Below are 14,204 nucleotides of genomic sequence, written 5' to 3' on the forward strand. Positions count from 1 at the left end.
GGCCGCGTGCAACTCGGGCACTCGGTGATTCAGTTGGTAACATGCAAAATGGACCCACGCCGCAATATCCAACGTCGAAGTCGGCAATACCCCCGCAAGTTGTCCCTGCTCGTTTGGAATAACGCGCCTGGGTTGGGCCTCGCCCTCCCGCATGGATGCGGCACGCTCGTCGCCATCGCAACAACGCAAGTGGGTGCCCTGGGTGAATAAGGTTCCCCTCTTGCCGGCACACGAACGCTCCGCGCTGTTCGGCGAAACGGGCGCGATCCGCGGCGTTGCCAATACGATCGTAGAGAAGGACTTCTGGGTCTGCGGGACTTTGAGACGACTCTTCGAGGTGCCAAGGAGGACGCCCACCTTGCTCTTCAAAGGCGGAACGTCCTTATCCAAAGCTTACGGCGCGATCCGCAGATTCTCAGAGGACATAGATCTGTGGTTCGACCGCGCCGAGCTCGGCTATATCGGCGATCGTGATCCGAGCGGGACGGGATCAGCAGAACAGGCCGGCAGGCTTGTCGAGGAGCTCGTCGGGGACGTCGAAATGCACGTTGCAGAGAAGCTGCTGCCGGCGCTGCGCGCAGCAATGATCTACAGACGATCAACTTTCACTATCCGACCGCGCCGGCCGCGGAAGAGTACGAAGGCATGGCCGACACCACTTCGGGGGTTCAGCTCGAGTTCGGCGCCCGTGGCGACCCATGGCATACCGACAGAAGACGACCCGTTCCTATGCGGCGGAAGATTTTCCAGATTTCTTCGAGAATCCGGATTCCACAGTTACCGTGTTGTCGGTTCGGCGGACTTTATGGGAAAGATAACCGCCCTCCATGCCGAGACGCACAGGCCCGAGGAAACGCCGACGCCGCAATATCTCTCGCGGCATTACTACGACATAGCGATTCTGCTCGACACCGAAGATGGGAAGGGTGCGGCCTTGGACTTTGAGCTGCTCGAACAGGTAGCCAAGCACAAGGCGGTCTTTTTCCGCTCTAGCTGGGCGAGCCACGTACGGGGGTGGTCCGGGACGCTTCAGCTCGTGCCTTCCGAAATGCGAGTGCGGACCTGCGCTCCGACCACCGTGGCATGCCGCCGATGATGTTCGATCAAAAGCCACTGTCATTCGACAAAGTCGTTTCGCGTCTCCGGGAATGAAACCATCAATGCCTCGTCGCCCATTCTGCAGAAGCCGGGCGAGTAATTCAAGTCTGAGAAGCGTACGGCCGAATACAGGGCCTGTTGTTCCAATCTGGGCAATCGGCCGGCACTGGCGGTGGCGTTGTCGCGACAGGAACAGTTCTCGATCTTTTTACTTCGCCAACCACTGCTTTGCGCCTCAACTCGGTCGCAGAGATCATCATCGACCTCGCCTGAAAGGGGACTTACCTTGGCGGCTACATGTCCCCTGTGCGCCAAACTCGGTCATAGGACGCCAACAGACACCTGCCGGCGCGCTTCCTCCTTTTCGATCGAGGCACCGACTGCGCTAGTTGGATCTGCAATGCATTGCTAGGTCACCGAACGATGTTGTTTCAACACCGAGAATGTGCAAGTAAAACTCGCCTTAAGGAGGCTTGGCCGTTCAAAGCTGGGTGAAAGATCGTGGTGTTCAAGCTCGCGGTTATTGGCAGTTTCCGTCGTCCGAACTATCCAAAAGTCAGGTCAACAATCGAGGTATTCCGGCTTGCGGGCCTTGATGTCACTTCTCCATCCGGAAGCGAAATTATAGGCGGGGAAGAGTTCGTCCGATTCGAGAGCGACCCCCTGGATCAATCCGATGCTCAGATACAGACGGAAACCCTTGAACGAATATTCTCGGCAGATGCTGTCTACGTGATTACCGGCCCGAACGGATATGTCGGCAAAACGACATGCTACGAGATCGGACGAGTGATCCAGCGGCGGCAGCCAGTGTTTTTCGACGATTTCCCCGACGATCTTCCTGTACACATCCCGCCGGCGTATGTGGTGTCGCCGGCAGAATTCGTGATACGCTACTCGGAATTCAGCGAGCGCCCCACTTGGCTATACGAGTCAGGTCAAGGAGATGTTTTCGATGGCGAACGCCGCCTCATCGGGTATGCCGTGGACCAGAAAGAATGATAATTCGTTCAGACGGCGCTTCGTCGTGTGCGGGAGTATGGCGTTCGCCCATAAGATGGACGAAATTTGTTCTCGACTTGCCGAGCACGATGTCCTGGCCGTTGCACCGGACGACGTCGATGCCGGAGCCGACTTCAGCGAGCAGAAGAGCTATCAGAGGTTCAAGAAAGAGGTCTCCAAGAGACACATTAAAAAGGTGCGCGATCCCAGGACGATCGGTATTGTTGTCGCAAACTTCGAAAAGCACGGCACGCGTAGCTACATCGGCGCAAATACGTTTGCCGAGATCGCGATCGCTTTTGCCGACAATAAGGCTATCTTTCTGCTTGACGGCATCCCCAGAAATTTTTCCGACGAGCTGTCAGCATGGGGCGTACACGACCTTAGGGGAAGTCTTGATCCGCTGATTTTCAGGTATCGCGATCTATGTCGAAAGGACCTAAACCAGCTCAGACTTCCCTGTTTCTGAAACCGGCGTCGATCCATCCTCGCGTATTCTTTCTCCACTTTTTCGACATCCACTTCCTCGAAGAACGGGGCGAATATGCACGGAGTCGTGGCGCGCTACAGGAAATGGAGTTGGCGGTCAGGTTCGCCGTCATCCTCGGATCACGCATACTTGTGCCAGCGGCATCCTATCAGGAGTCCGACATCGCGGGACGATTGCTAAAGCCGTTCCTGCGCGGTGATACGGCTTCCCTTTTCAAGCTTCTTGGAGGCGGAAGCTCGCTTGAGGAGTTCCGCCTCGACAAGCTGGAGCAGTACCGCCGCGGTTCGGCACAGCACAGGGTGTATTCAAAACCGTCGAGACAGAATGTGGGTTGGGAGCGACGCAAGCGTAGCGCCACTCATGACATCACATCCGACTGGCTGTTGGAAGCGAACAACGAAGGGCTCTACGCCCGCTTCCACGCACTGAAAGCGGATGCAACCTCCGACCTGGAATTCGAGCGTGCTTGGCGTGATGTTCCCGAGCGTCTTGGAAAGGATGCCTTCGTCGTTCCTCACGTGACGGGTCTTCTACCGATCAAAGCCGGCAACATGGCTGCCGAGAACGCGCTTCACAACCTTGTAAATCGCTACTATTTCGGCAGCTATGCCAAGGATTATCAAGCTTCGGCCGTCTTCCAGAATATGGGAATATCAACGGGGGAGGTCATTCCGTCTGCAAAGCCCAGAGACGATATTGATTTTGCGGCGTTGTTGAAACAATGCCGATCGCGCGGAATTCTTGCTGAGATAAGAGATTGCCCTATCGAAAAACTGGAAACGATGGCATTTCATCCATCATTCGAGGAAGCATTCCGATTTTCACAGACAGACGGATATGCATCTATGACTGAAATCCAAAAAACCTTAAGATATAAGGTCGACTTGGCTATCTTGACCGCGCTTCCTAAGGAGCGCGAAGCCGTGGAAGTGGTCTTCGGAAAAGGCCGCGACAAGCAGTTTGATAATGACCCGCATGTTTACAAACTCATAAACTACGAGATCGACGGAATGGTCAAGGAGATAGCCGTGGCCGTTCTAGCCGAGATGGGAAATACACTGTCGGGGGTGACATCTACCGATTTTATGCGGTCGATCGACGCCACTCACACTATCATGGTTGGCATCGCGGGCGGTTGTCCGCTTCCGACCAATGCCCAAGAAGACATCAGGCTAGGCGACGTCGTCATCGGGCAGAGCATCATGGAAATCGACTTCTTGAAGCGGAAGCCGGACGGCAGCATCGAATACAGAGACTCGCCGCAGAAGGTGTCGTATTCGCTGACGCAGATGGTCCGTAACTTGCAGTCCCACCTGAAAGGATTCGACACCGGATGGGTGTCTTACCGGAATGAGGCCTTCAAAGCCTACGGCCTATCGACTGATGCATTGCCCCCCGACGTACTCTTAGGCGCAGACGGAGAACCAGTCGTGCGGTTATCTGACCCGCGTCGATTGATGTCGCCCACGGTCGTCCATTTCGGACGAGTCGGTGCAGGTGATACCCTTCTAAAAGACCCAGTGGTCCGGGACGAGCTGCGCGCTAAGTACGGCATTCTGGCCGTGGAAATGGAAAGTGCGGGCCTGCGCGATGCAGGCTGGTCGCGATCCCAAGAGATTGGCGTCGTCCGTGGGATCGTCGATTACTGTGATGGCCACAAGGACGACGATTGGCATATCATCGGTGCTCTGAACGCCGCGGCGGTGACAAGGCTGCTATTCGAAAAGATGATTGCAGCGGTGAAATAAGAGCTCATGTCCACAATGGGTTGATGGCCGCTTTTGTATGTTGGGATCGGAAGCTGTCAGACCGCTATCGGCTCCAAAGCGGTCGTTGGATAGTTCTACAAATCGCAAATGACTGAGGTTCCTGGAAGCCTTTTGAACTTTCTGGGTAGCGCCTCAGTCGGAATTGCGGGCCTTATGGACAAGGTGGGGCACTAGATTCGGCAGTTGATTGGGTTACATGTGGTGTTAGCGGCCGATGATTTGTGCCCAGCCATTGCGCTTGGGCTTGGCTCATACCCTAGAGCGGACGCGTGTCTCCGCCTCGAGAAAATTGCACCGATCAAGCTTTCCTGGCGGAAGTTGTCTACGACCTTCAGCCGATCTTTACCGTAGAACTGCGCAGGCGCACGGACGTTCCGTGCCACGGCGAGGTGTGCAACCCGCTCAACTCGTGATTGGAGGACAGCGTCACACGCACTTTTTGCGGTCGGTTGCCTCGACACCGAGCGGGAACGCCTGGCCGTCCTTCAGGAAGTATTCCCGGCGACAAGTTGGCCTACTTGTTAACTTCACCGATCGCACGACATGGAAGTAATTAAAGAACGGTGTTAGAGACGCCACGACGATCGCGATCGTCGCGGTGACGGCACTGTAGGGAATCTGGCTAAGCCTTAATCGCAACTTCTCAAGCATAGTCGTAATGTCCCATCTCGGCGCTGGAGCTTGACGGTTCGCCCAGAGCAAGCGAGCGTGAAGTTAGCGCCATCGCCACTGGTGAGAACCGGGGCAGGTGAAAGCGGCCACCGCATTCGAACATCGCGCACGCTAGTGCAAACGACCAATTTGGGGTCCGAAGCCGAGCGGCAGCTATCCCCTCCACGCCCACGGCAACGAGCCAGCGTCACGATTGCATGCGAGCGATTCGGACGATTTCGTCGCCATTCGGCTTGCCGAATTGATCTGCTTGGCGCAGCACCTCCGAAAATCGGATCGTGTTGCCGAGGCGCTCCTCGAGCGTGGAGATTGCGACCATCCTGCGCCGCCACTCGCGGGTCGGCTCGAACTCGAAGGCAGACGGTTCCATCGCTTCCTCAACAGCCGGTGTTTCTAGGCGGAGATCGCTAAGATCCTGATCTAGGACAAAGGCGAAGGTCTGCAACGATCCCGCCTTGGCGGCGACAACAACCTTCCAGTAGCTCCTGGGAATTTTGACCCGAAGCGGACCGTCCTCACCCACGCCATGGAACTCGCGGTCCGTCTGCTGAAAGATCGGCCCGGCGAAGACGCAATAGGTTTCCACCTTGGCCTGCATCAGCACGAAGTTTTCGAGATCTCCCCAATTGTCGACCCCTCGTGCCGATTGATTGTAACCTGACACCTGAGGCGAGCAGTTGGTTGTGTGGTAGGTATCGCCGTTGGCCCGCTGGATCTGAGCGAAGGATGTGCCGAAGCAAACATCGTCGCGCCGCACGACGTGGCCTTTGTCGAACGCGCCTCGATCGTTGCTGTAGAATTTGTCGGGCAGTTGATGCGAGCTTGGAATTCGGGCTTCCGTGACCCATTCCTCTATATTGTTCGGACCAAGTCCGGTCAGCCCCTTGCGCGAATAGTCACGTCCCGGTTCGGGACGGCGGCTTGCCTGACGACCATCTACGTTTGAGGCGGTGAACAGCGCGAGGCGGCGCGACTTGTGCATGACGATGGAGAAATGCTCGTAGGGGATTGCCTGGCGACCATCGGCCATAGTCGAAACGGTAGTGGGATCCGCTACTGTGGGAAGTGGGACAAAAAAATTAGGTCCGAGAAACGCCGGATCATAGCCGGCTCGGGATGCGTAGTTGCGGTCGACGATCGGCTGCTTGGGCGTGAGCCGCTCGAGGAGGTCTGTCCGGGCACTTGTCGCCGGAGCAACCGGCCGCGCCTGCACCGCGTCGGGAGTTCCCAGCCTGACGGAAATAGTGAGAGGCACGTTGAAGACGATTTCGCCGGCTATCGTGCTCTGAGCCGGCGAAGCGGCTCGCGAAGCATTCGGTTCGTCAAGTGCGCTGGACGTGCTTGATGTCATTGGTTGGGAGTCTCCTGGCGAATTCAAGATCGCGGCCGGGCTCGGCTGGGTCTCCGGCGCCAAAATCGGAGGCGTCAACAGTTGGTCGAGCAAAGCCTGTTGTTGCGGCGACAGGCTGGTGAGACTGCGGAGCCGGGCGATGATACTGCTGATTCTGGCACCTTCGTTGGCGATCCATTTTACCGCGGCTTCGCCCATGTCGGGCGTCCATATCCGATCATCGCGGCTGAGAATTCGGCCATTGGCATCCCGGGCTGCCACGCCGGAATGATGAAGTGCGATCATTTCCCACTGATTGTTGAACACCGGCGACCCCGAGGAGCCAGGCAGGGTGTCCGTCCGATAATGAAGGAAATTCTCGAGCCGATCAATCAGTTCGTTTTGCTGAAGCGCGATCTGTTTTGGACGCCCGTCAGGATGCTGGACGATGTTGACGGATTCGCCTAGCACCACCTTGCCGAGCTCTTCAGTGAGGCGATTGAAGCCGAAATCACCAATTGAGGACCGGCCATCCTGCGATCGCTCGGTAACGGCGACGATGGTGAAGTCGAGATCGGGATCCGTGTAAAAGAACATGCTAGGCTCGAGCCTGAAGACGCTGAGGGGGAGCGGCCGTCCGTCCTCCCCGGTTTCATAGTCAAACTCTACCTCGGAGAACTGCGCCGCGAGAATGTCAGGAAACACGTGATTGTTGGTCATCACCAGCCGCGGCGATACCAGCGAAGCCGTGCCGAATCCCAGCGTCGCGCCCGCCGGACCGCGGACGACGACGCGCGCGACCGTGCGAGAGACCTTGGTGCCAATTTTCAGGAATGCGGTACCCAGCAGATTGTCACCGCCGATGATCCGCTCGAGAACAATTGGATCGACTGTGCCTAGCGTTTCGAGCTGATTTCCGCCGGGCCCACTCGCCAGGATATCGCGGACCCCGGGCTGTGATAGCACGCGCTGGCTCCGCAACGCGATCCTGTCTTGGTCATCGACCTCTAGCAGGCTTCCCTTCCGCTCCTTGGCCTTGTCTATCTTTTCGATGTGAGCGGTTCGTTCCGCCGTGCGCTCAGCAAAGCGCTGCTCCGTGGCAGCGAGAACCGCCTCCGGCAACGCCAGGCTTCGTGCGGTCGGACGGAGCGAGGGCTCCGCAGCACCCTGGGTCTCGAGCGGCATGGTTGGCGTATTTCCTCTCGCCTGGCGTGGGTTCGGCATAATCGCAGCGCCGTTCGGGTCGAGGCGCAGGGTAAGCAGGCCCAAGCCGGGTTCACCGCCGCGAAAGTCACGAACCACCTCGCTGCCCGGCCTGTTTGGCGAAACGCCGGTGTAGCTGAGCAGCTGCCGATTATTGCTCGAATATTCGCAGAACTTGCGCAGCAATGCGGTCAGGCCGCGAGCTCGCTGCAATGCGTCCCGACTGAGCGAGCTTTCGAGCGTTCGCAGATAAAGGTCGAGCCGATCCATCACGTATCCGAGGCCTTCGGTGAACATCGGCAGCCCACGCCCGGAAAGAAGCAAGAAAGCGTCGAGGGCCTCGTCGTGCCTTCCCAGCCGTGCGAGATGCTCTCCGCGGACCACCGCCCCATCCGGCAGCCATTCGAATCGGTTTGAAAGATTCTTGGTCCAGCTGTCCGGCAGCCGGTCCAACTTATTGAATCGGAGCAGAGTATAGCCGCCGACGACCGCAGCGACCGGATCTTCGAATTTCTCCGAAAGCAGGTGGTGGGCGGTTAAAGTCTGACCATCGCCAAGGCTGGTCTCAACCTGCCTGAGCTCTCCCATCGCGCGATAACGAAGCAGCGAGTTGGCGGCAGCACTGTCGAGATGAACATCGATCGAGATCACGTCCACATCCGACGTCGGATTCAGCGGTGCCGCAAGTCTCGAAATCTCGACTAGGCAGCCATGTTCGGTAGAAACCGGAAGGGCGATATTCAGTGGCGGCCGGCCGGCCTCGATGACCTGCAGCGTGCATGGGGAGTCGTTGCCATTGATCGCGATCCGGATGCTCCGATCTGCGACGCTCGCTATCCATGGCGTGTTGTCGACCACCAGGCTCGATTTGAAAGAGAGTGGGTTGCCGCGGAAGAAAGCGAGCTGAACGTCAAGCGGTCCGGCAGCGGCCTGCACTTCCGCTTGCGAAGCGATGGCCGGCGCCGTGGCCGGTCCCGCCGGCCCCATGACTTCGAGGGCGGCAAGGCGGCCCGCGGCGCGCGTTGGTGGCGGCATGCCTGACTGCAATGCGGCGAATTCGGCAAGCAGCAAGACGCTCTCCGACTCCCCCAGTGCGGCCATGGTGAAGCCGCTCGGGGCCGCGCCCAGCATCTCGAGGCCGCCCTGCCGGGCGCCGGAGCGAGGGTCGCGGGGTGCGGATTCGAACGTACTGGCGCCAGTGCCCGTCGTAGCCGCGAACGCGCTGGCCGGATCCTGCGACAGCGGCACGGGCGATCTCCAGCCCGCTTGGTCAACCGGCGGCGCTGAGCTAAGCGCAGTCCTGACCGGTAGGCCCATATACTCGGTTCTCTCGTCCGTCTCCCTAGCCGAGCGCTGCGACTCGCGGACGGAAAGCTGTACCTCGACAGGTAAGGACGAGGGATTCTTCGGGATCTTTACCGCTTGAGACAGATTCTGGCCGCCCGGCAGGGAGGCCACAACATAATATTGACCGGGCGGCAGCTCACCAACGGTTTGCAAGCTTGTGGTCCTGGCCATGACCGTGGAATCGAGCGCTCTGACCTCCAGCGGGATTTCCAGGTCCTTCAACTCGTTCGACCGGAAATCCGTGGTGAATTTGAGCGAGCCGGTCTTTCGACTCGGCCGCCCTCGGCGCGAGGTGGGTGATGTCGGTCGCGCGGCGCTCATGACAGCCTCACCTTCGTCCGGCAACGCAGAGGCTCGACCGTGTGAGTGAATTGGTCGGCTTCACGCAGCCCGTCTATCTTCGGATTTACTACGGCACCGATCTCGTAGATTCCGGCGGGGACGTCCCTTCGGAAGGGATGAGAATCACGGTTCGACCTGAACTGGGCGAGGGCCGCTGCCGCGCCGCCCATCTTCAGTTCCACTGTGGTGCTGCCGAGCGCACGCTCTGGATCGACTTCAATCTGCAGTGGAACGGTCGGCGTACCGCTGATGTGGGTAAGTACGGCATCGTTGCCGCCACCATCCATGGTCCAGCTCTGCTGACCGCCATATTCCCGGTTGACCTCATCGAGCACCATCGGCAGTCCTTGGCCGATCGACTGCGTGGAGACATACCAGTGGTTCGCCGCCCGGCCGTTAGCCATTCGATCGGGCGGGAAAGCGGCCCGACCCGCGAGACAACGGAGCAATGCTATGCTGAACAGGGTCTGCACCCGGGGAACCGCCTGCGCCTTACCGTCAGGTGGCGAGGCGAAGAAGATCGGCGCCCGGCGATCGTCAAGGCCGCTTGCATGAACTTGGAAGACATCTCCAGCACGCACATTCTCCAGCGAGAGGTTGGCCGGTGGCAGGTTCCGGCAGGCGTCGACGAAGTAGAATTGGGTCCGCGCGATGTCCGGATGTGCTAACGAGGGCGCCATTCCGTTGCGCAAGACGCTGCAATCCACGGAATGCAGCGACACCGGGCCGATGTCACCGAAGCTGTCGAGCAGCAAGGCCTGGTTATTGCGTGTGATCTGTATGCCATGGCCGGCAAAGTAGAACAGCGTGCTATCGTTTTTGTTGGTCGCGGCATCGTTCCGCCAGGCTTCGGCCGCAGCCCGGAACAGGGGCATAGAGCAATTGGGCGGGGCCAACGCAGCAATCCCAGGCGCACGTCCAGCACTGTCCGATCGTTCTTCAGCGGAGGGCGTCAGCAGCAGCCGACAGGTCGCGAGCGGCTGTTCGAGCAGGCCGTTCTGACTAGCGTTAATCAACCAGTAGAACATGAGGTAGGCAGTCAGTGAGGTCGACGACAACGGCACCATGCCAAGCCCGTTCGCGCTCGGCAGTTTCGGATAGGCGCTCACGCCCGCGATCAGCGCGTGCAGGCCCGGCTTGCCCTCAAGCTGCTTCCGGGCGTCATAGACCAGGAATGGTTCCGCAGGTGATCGCTCATGCGGAGGAACGATGCTCATACTCTTTGCTCCAGTTCCTTGGCGATAAGCGTGTAGAAGCTTGGCCGCTTGAGGTAAGCGCCATGTGCTTCAAGTGTGCTAGCTCCTGACTTGAACCTCAGGTCTTTGATGACGAAGCGAGGATCCGCACTCTCTAATACGGGCGCAATGAGGAAGCTCAGCACGTCGACCGGGTCGTAGACGTTGAGCCAGGTCTTCACTCGCCCGCCGAACGGCTTGACCTTCGCCGGCGGGCCGAGTGCCGGGTCGCTCGCCAGGAACAGCTTCATCTCCTCGAACTGGCCGACCTGACCGCCGACCGAGATCCAGGCATCGACTTCCAATGCAGGATCGAACGTCGTCAGCAGATCGTACAGAATGTTGCCGCCCATCGAATGGGTGATTAGAACCAGCGGCCCGCCGCTCTTACGTGCCTTGTGGATTTCATCAAGAACGAGCTTCGGGATAGGACCCGGAGATGCCCGATCTCCGCGATGCTGGAGATAAGCGAAAACGTCGCCGAGGAACCGCCCTATCTGGGCGTGGAGCCGCGCCCGATAGGCATCAAGCGTGCCAGCCGAAAGTGCTCTTCCCGCTTTCGACTTTGCGCGATCGAACAATTGCTGGATCCGGTCTTTCGCGCCGGTTAGCCAGGACGGCCCAAGTTCCTCAAGGTTGGCGCCCTCCCCGGCGTCGGCGGGTTTGGCTGCAAGGCTGGCACGTTTGGTGAAGCGTTCAGCGAGGCGGTCGCGAAGAAGGTCAAGTGCGGCGTTGCCGGAAGGCGCCGCTTGCACTTCAGCCACAACGGCTGAGTCCGCTGCAATTTCCTGCGCTGCGGCAAGCAGCATCCCTTCAAGCGCACCGTGCGCTTCGGCGTCCAGCGTGGGTCCGCGATCGACCAGAGGTTCTTCCGAATAGATAAGCGGCGCCAACACCGCCTCGAGAAGCGCCTGCACATCGCGTCGCGCGGCCGCTGCGATCGGATCGGCCGCACCGAGAGCCTCAAGTTCGCTAGCCGTCCCACGTTGCTCCTTCAGCAGCATCGTCAATTCCAGGTCGGACTGGAAATTGCTTTGCGCCGTCCCGAGGTCCTCCAGGAGGCTGACGTTCGGCACCGTCGCCTGCCCCCAGGCGTGGGTAACGCCCAGTCCGCCCCAATACGGGTTGATGATTTTCAGCCCGCCATAACGCGGATTTCGCTGTGCCAAGGGTTTTAGGAGGAGGCTCCGGATCAGCTCGTCGCGTGCGGCCACGTCGCGGTCGTAGCTTGGGTCGTCTTTGCGAACATTCACGCCGTGGATGAAGCATACTGGCATCACATCCCCCGCAGAAAATGAAACCTTCCGCTCAGTAGTCACGCTATGCCGGAGCGGCCAATATTATTGTGAAGTCTGGCTCAAACAACAAGTTGTTAGTGCTATACACGAAATCAGGCTATATGTAGCGGATGAAGCCCGATCATGCAACTCGCATCAGTTCGCGGCGTTTCTTCACGCGAAAAGAAACTCTAGCGCCGAGCCGGCGATCATCCCCGTCGTCCGGGGTGCAGCATCACTAACGGAGAAACGCGACCCGGCGCTCTGCGTCGTTCCGGCTGTCAGAGACGGGCGATCTGATCTACATACTACGGCCCCCATCGCACCTAGTCCGCTGATCTCGCCGGCTAACCTTCTGGTACACGTCAAACTTGAGAGACGTTGGACGAATCGGCACTACGCGTCAGGCCATCCGAGCATGTCCTCTTCACAGGCGCGGTTGATGCAAGCGGCCAATCAACTTTCGGCCCGATGTTTCCAGTCTGCAATGCGCCTCAACTCGGTCGTTCGAGTGCGGCAGCATGGTTTCTGAAACCTGCCATTCGCCGAGTCAATTCGATACGCGGGCGTCCGGGGCCTTGTATTACTCTAGGGTCGCGCTAAGGCTCGTTGGCACAGCTTGGCCCCACAATTTTGTGAAGAATAGTGAAGTAATCACTTCCCTTGCCGGCAAAGCCGCGTAAGCTCACAAAAGAATCGAGCCGAATTATGGGGAGTGGGCGGCTTTTGATGAGGGCACGTTTTCAGTCCGAAGCCGATCCGGCTTCGGCATTTTTCAACATGATGCCAATTGACGCTGTAGCGCCATGACAGCGGAAATCGCCATCCTAAATAAATCCGCAGTGGCCTTGGCCGCTGATAGCGCTGTCACGATTTCGGCGGGTGATGTCGAGGAAAAAACCTACGATTCCGCCGAAAAGCTCTTCGATTTGTCCCATCGGGACCCTATCGGGGTCATGATTTACAACGGCATGCAGTTCATGCAGGCGCCGTTACAGATTCTGATCAGCGACTATCGACGCGACTGCAAGTCCTTCCCGCGATTGCAAGATGCGGCACTGGATTTTTTGACATATCTCAACGCGTGGGGAAACGATGCCTCAGCGAAGGTCCAGACAGCCGCGGTCGAATCAATCCTCATGCCGTTGATCCGCCAGATCAACGAGCGCATCACGACAAGGCTTGAACGTCTGCTGAAGGACTTCAAGAAAAGCATGCATCTGGAGACCGAACTCAACAGAATTGTTGATCTCGTGCTGGCGACGTTCGAGCAGATCTACCGGCGCGTCAAGCCCGCCAGGTTCATCGGCGGTTCCGCTCCGAGGATTACAAAAGGTCGTGAAGCTCAAATCCGCGAGATCGTTGAACAGAACTTTATGCGTGCGGACGACCGGGGTTTTACAGATCGCGTCGTCGCTTTGACCAAGCGCGCGGTTCTGAGCGAGACCAGGACGGGCTCGCAAACGGGCATCGTCATCGCCGGGTTCGGGTCTAGGGACCTTTTTCCTTCACTGATCTCCTTCGAAATCGACGGCGTGGTGTTCGGAAAGTTGAAATACGCCCGGACCAACTTTGTCGACATCGATCGCGACGGCGAGCGGTCGCGTGTCCTGCCGTTTGCGCAGAGGGAAATGGTGGAACGGTTCCTGTACGGCCTTGATGAGGGTATCGAGAGACACATAACGACCTTCGTGAACAACACGATTTCAAGCATCTCGAAAGATATCATTGCTCAACTGGATATGCCCGAGGCGGAGCGGCGGCTACTGATCCGGCAAGCTGGCGAGGCCGAGACAGCCTTCAACAAAAGGTTGCGTGAGGAGGAATTTGAGGAAATCCGTTCACAATCCCGCAAGGAGATTGAGGACATGGTCGAATTCATGCCAAAGTCCGAGCTGGCCTCTATGGCGGAGGCCCTCGTTAACCTGACGTCATTGAAACGTCATGTCTCGCGTGGCATGCAGACCGTTGGTGGCCCGATCGATGTCGCGGTCATTTCGCGGGCCGACGGCTTCATATGGGTGAAGCGGAAACATTATTTCGAGCCCGAGTTGAACCTTCGATACGTGCACCGCGTTCGATCAAATCTGATGATGACAGAGAGCCGCGATGATGAAGCGTAATTCTGCATTCAAGCGTCTGATCAATCGTGAAGAGGAGAGGCAGGGCCTGGCACCTGAGCCTTTGCCGGAAAAGCTGGCCCGCAGCATTGCGGATACGCAAAAGGCGATTCGCGACGTCTTCAAAGGGTCCTCCAAGATACGGGCGACGCTTAAATCACATGGTTCTGGCAACCACAGAAGCTGAGTTCGCCCGGAAACAGGTCATCGTTTCGGAAACGGCGGCCCCAGCACTCTCAGGCGACCCGCCGAACATCGGGGGCGAAACCCCGCTTTGAGAAGCGCCCGCAATTGCAATTGCCGCAGCGTGGGCGCCCGC

The 14,204-nt window shown here is 58.4% G+C and carries 10 protein-coding genes; 6 read left to right on the forward strand and 4 right to left on the reverse strand.

Annotation, left to right across the window (positions count from 1 at the left end; all coding sequences use genetic code 11):
* The first annotated feature begins 202 nt into the window (after positions 1-202).
* From NKJ77_RS22290 to NKJ77_RS22305, 4 genes are all read left to right on the forward strand, one after another.
* Positions 203-1,096 (forward strand): nucleotidyl transferase AbiEii/AbiGii toxin family protein, encoded by an 894-nt coding sequence (locus NKJ77_RS22290; RefSeq protein WP_198020971.1) that lies wholly within the window; start codon positions 203-205, stop codon positions 1,094-1,096.
* A gap of 503 nt (positions 1,097-1,599) precedes the next feature.
* The gene (locus tag NKJ77_RS22295) at positions 1,600-2,100 is read left to right on the forward strand and encodes a hypothetical protein (protein WP_023708031.1); all 501 of its coding nucleotides are present in this window, start codon (positions 1,600-1,602) and stop codon (positions 2,098-2,100) included.
* Positions 2,054-2,569, forward strand: coding sequence for a hypothetical protein (locus tag NKJ77_RS22300; RefSeq protein ID WP_156932383.1), 516 nt, complete (start codon positions 2,054-2,056; stop codon positions 2,567-2,569). Before NKJ77_RS22295 ends, NKJ77_RS22300 begins: the two co-directional genes overlap by 47 nt.
* Positions 2,527-4,338 (forward strand): 5'-methylthioadenosine/S-adenosylhomocysteine nucleosidase family protein, encoded by a 1,812-nt coding sequence (locus tag NKJ77_RS22305; protein ID WP_084567123.1) that lies wholly within the window; start codon positions 2,527-2,529, stop codon positions 4,336-4,338. Before NKJ77_RS22300 ends, NKJ77_RS22305 begins: the two co-directional genes overlap by 43 nt.
* 447 nt (positions 4,339-4,785) lie before the next feature.
* Here the strand turns inward: NKJ77_RS22305 and NKJ77_RS22310 are convergent, their stop codons facing one another.
* The 4 genes from NKJ77_RS22310 to NKJ77_RS22325 all read right to left on the reverse strand — a co-directional run bounded on the left by NKJ77_RS22310 (position 4,786) and on the right by NKJ77_RS22325 (position 11,765).
* Positions 4,786-5,010, reverse strand: coding sequence for a hypothetical protein (locus NKJ77_RS22310; RefSeq protein WP_023708028.1), 225 nt, complete (start codon positions 5,008-5,010; stop codon positions 4,786-4,788).
* 208 nt (positions 5,011-5,218) lie between these two features.
* Complete coding sequence (locus tag NKJ77_RS22315) at positions 5,219-9,232, reverse strand: DNA/RNA non-specific endonuclease (protein WP_156932382.1); 4,014 nt, start codon at positions 9,230-9,232, stop codon at positions 5,219-5,221.
* On the reverse strand, positions 9,229-10,470 hold the full coding sequence (locus NKJ77_RS22320; protein ID WP_352535770.1) for a hypothetical protein: 1,242 nt from the start codon (positions 10,468-10,470) through the stop codon (positions 9,229-9,231). The genes NKJ77_RS22315 and NKJ77_RS22320 overlap by 4 nt, the downstream gene beginning before the upstream one ends.
* Positions 10,467-11,765, reverse strand: a complete 1,299-nt coding sequence (locus NKJ77_RS22325) for a hypothetical protein (protein ID WP_023708025.1) — start codon at positions 11,763-11,765, stop codon at positions 10,467-10,469. Before NKJ77_RS22325 ends, NKJ77_RS22320 begins: the two co-directional genes overlap by 4 nt.
* Positions 11,766-12,571: 806 nt before the next feature.
* Here NKJ77_RS22325 and NKJ77_RS22330 point away from each other — a divergent pair.
* Together NKJ77_RS22330 and NKJ77_RS22335 are read left to right on the forward strand one after the other, a co-directional pair.
* Entirely contained in the window at positions 12,572-13,888 is a 1,317-nt protein-coding gene (locus NKJ77_RS22330) for a hypothetical protein (protein WP_023708024.1), read from the forward strand.
* On the forward strand, positions 13,875-14,072 hold the full coding sequence (locus NKJ77_RS22335) for a hypothetical protein (RefSeq protein ID WP_156932381.1): 198 nt from the start codon (positions 13,875-13,877) through the stop codon (positions 14,070-14,072). Before NKJ77_RS22330 ends, NKJ77_RS22335 begins: the two co-directional genes overlap by 14 nt.
* Positions 14,073-14,204: the final 132 nt, after the last annotated feature.

Source organism: Mesorhizobium sp. M0052 (assembly GCF_040323255.1).
In the GTDB taxonomy this organism is placed as follows: Bacteria; Pseudomonadota; Alphaproteobacteria; order Rhizobiales; family Rhizobiaceae; genus Mesorhizobium.

What these genes read in the sequence shown, in the direction of transcription:
- NKJ77_RS22315 (WP_156932382.1), bottom strand. Translation starts at nt 9,232, where the DNA reads ATGAGCGCCGCGCGACCGACATCACCCACCTCGCGCCGAGGGCGGCCG.
- NKJ77_RS22300 (WP_156932383.1), top strand. Translation starts at nt 2,054, where the DNA reads ATGGCGAACGCCGCCTCATCGGGTATGCCGTGGACCAGAAAGAATGAT.
- NKJ77_RS22310 (WP_023708028.1), bottom strand. Translation starts at nt 5,010, where the DNA reads ATGCTTGAGAAGTTGCGATTAAGGCTTAGCCAGATTCCCTACAGTGCC.
- NKJ77_RS22335 (WP_156932381.1), top strand. Translation starts at nt 13,875, where the DNA reads ATGATGAAGCGTAATTCTGCATTCAAGCGTCTGATCAATCGTGAAGAG.
- NKJ77_RS22305 (WP_084567123.1), top strand. Translation starts at nt 2,527, where the DNA reads ATGTCGAAAGGACCTAAACCAGCTCAGACTTCCCTGTTTCTGAAACCG.
- NKJ77_RS22320 (WP_352535770.1), bottom strand. Translation starts at nt 10,470, where the DNA reads ATGAGCATCGTTCCTCCGCATGAGCGATCACCTGCGGAACCATTCCTG.
- NKJ77_RS22330 (WP_023708024.1), top strand. Translation starts at nt 12,572, where the DNA reads ATGACAGCGGAAATCGCCATCCTAAATAAATCCGCAGTGGCCTTGGCC.
- NKJ77_RS22325 (WP_023708025.1), bottom strand. Translation starts at nt 11,765, where the DNA reads ATGCCAGTATGCTTCATCCACGGCGTGAATGTTCGCAAAGACGACCCA.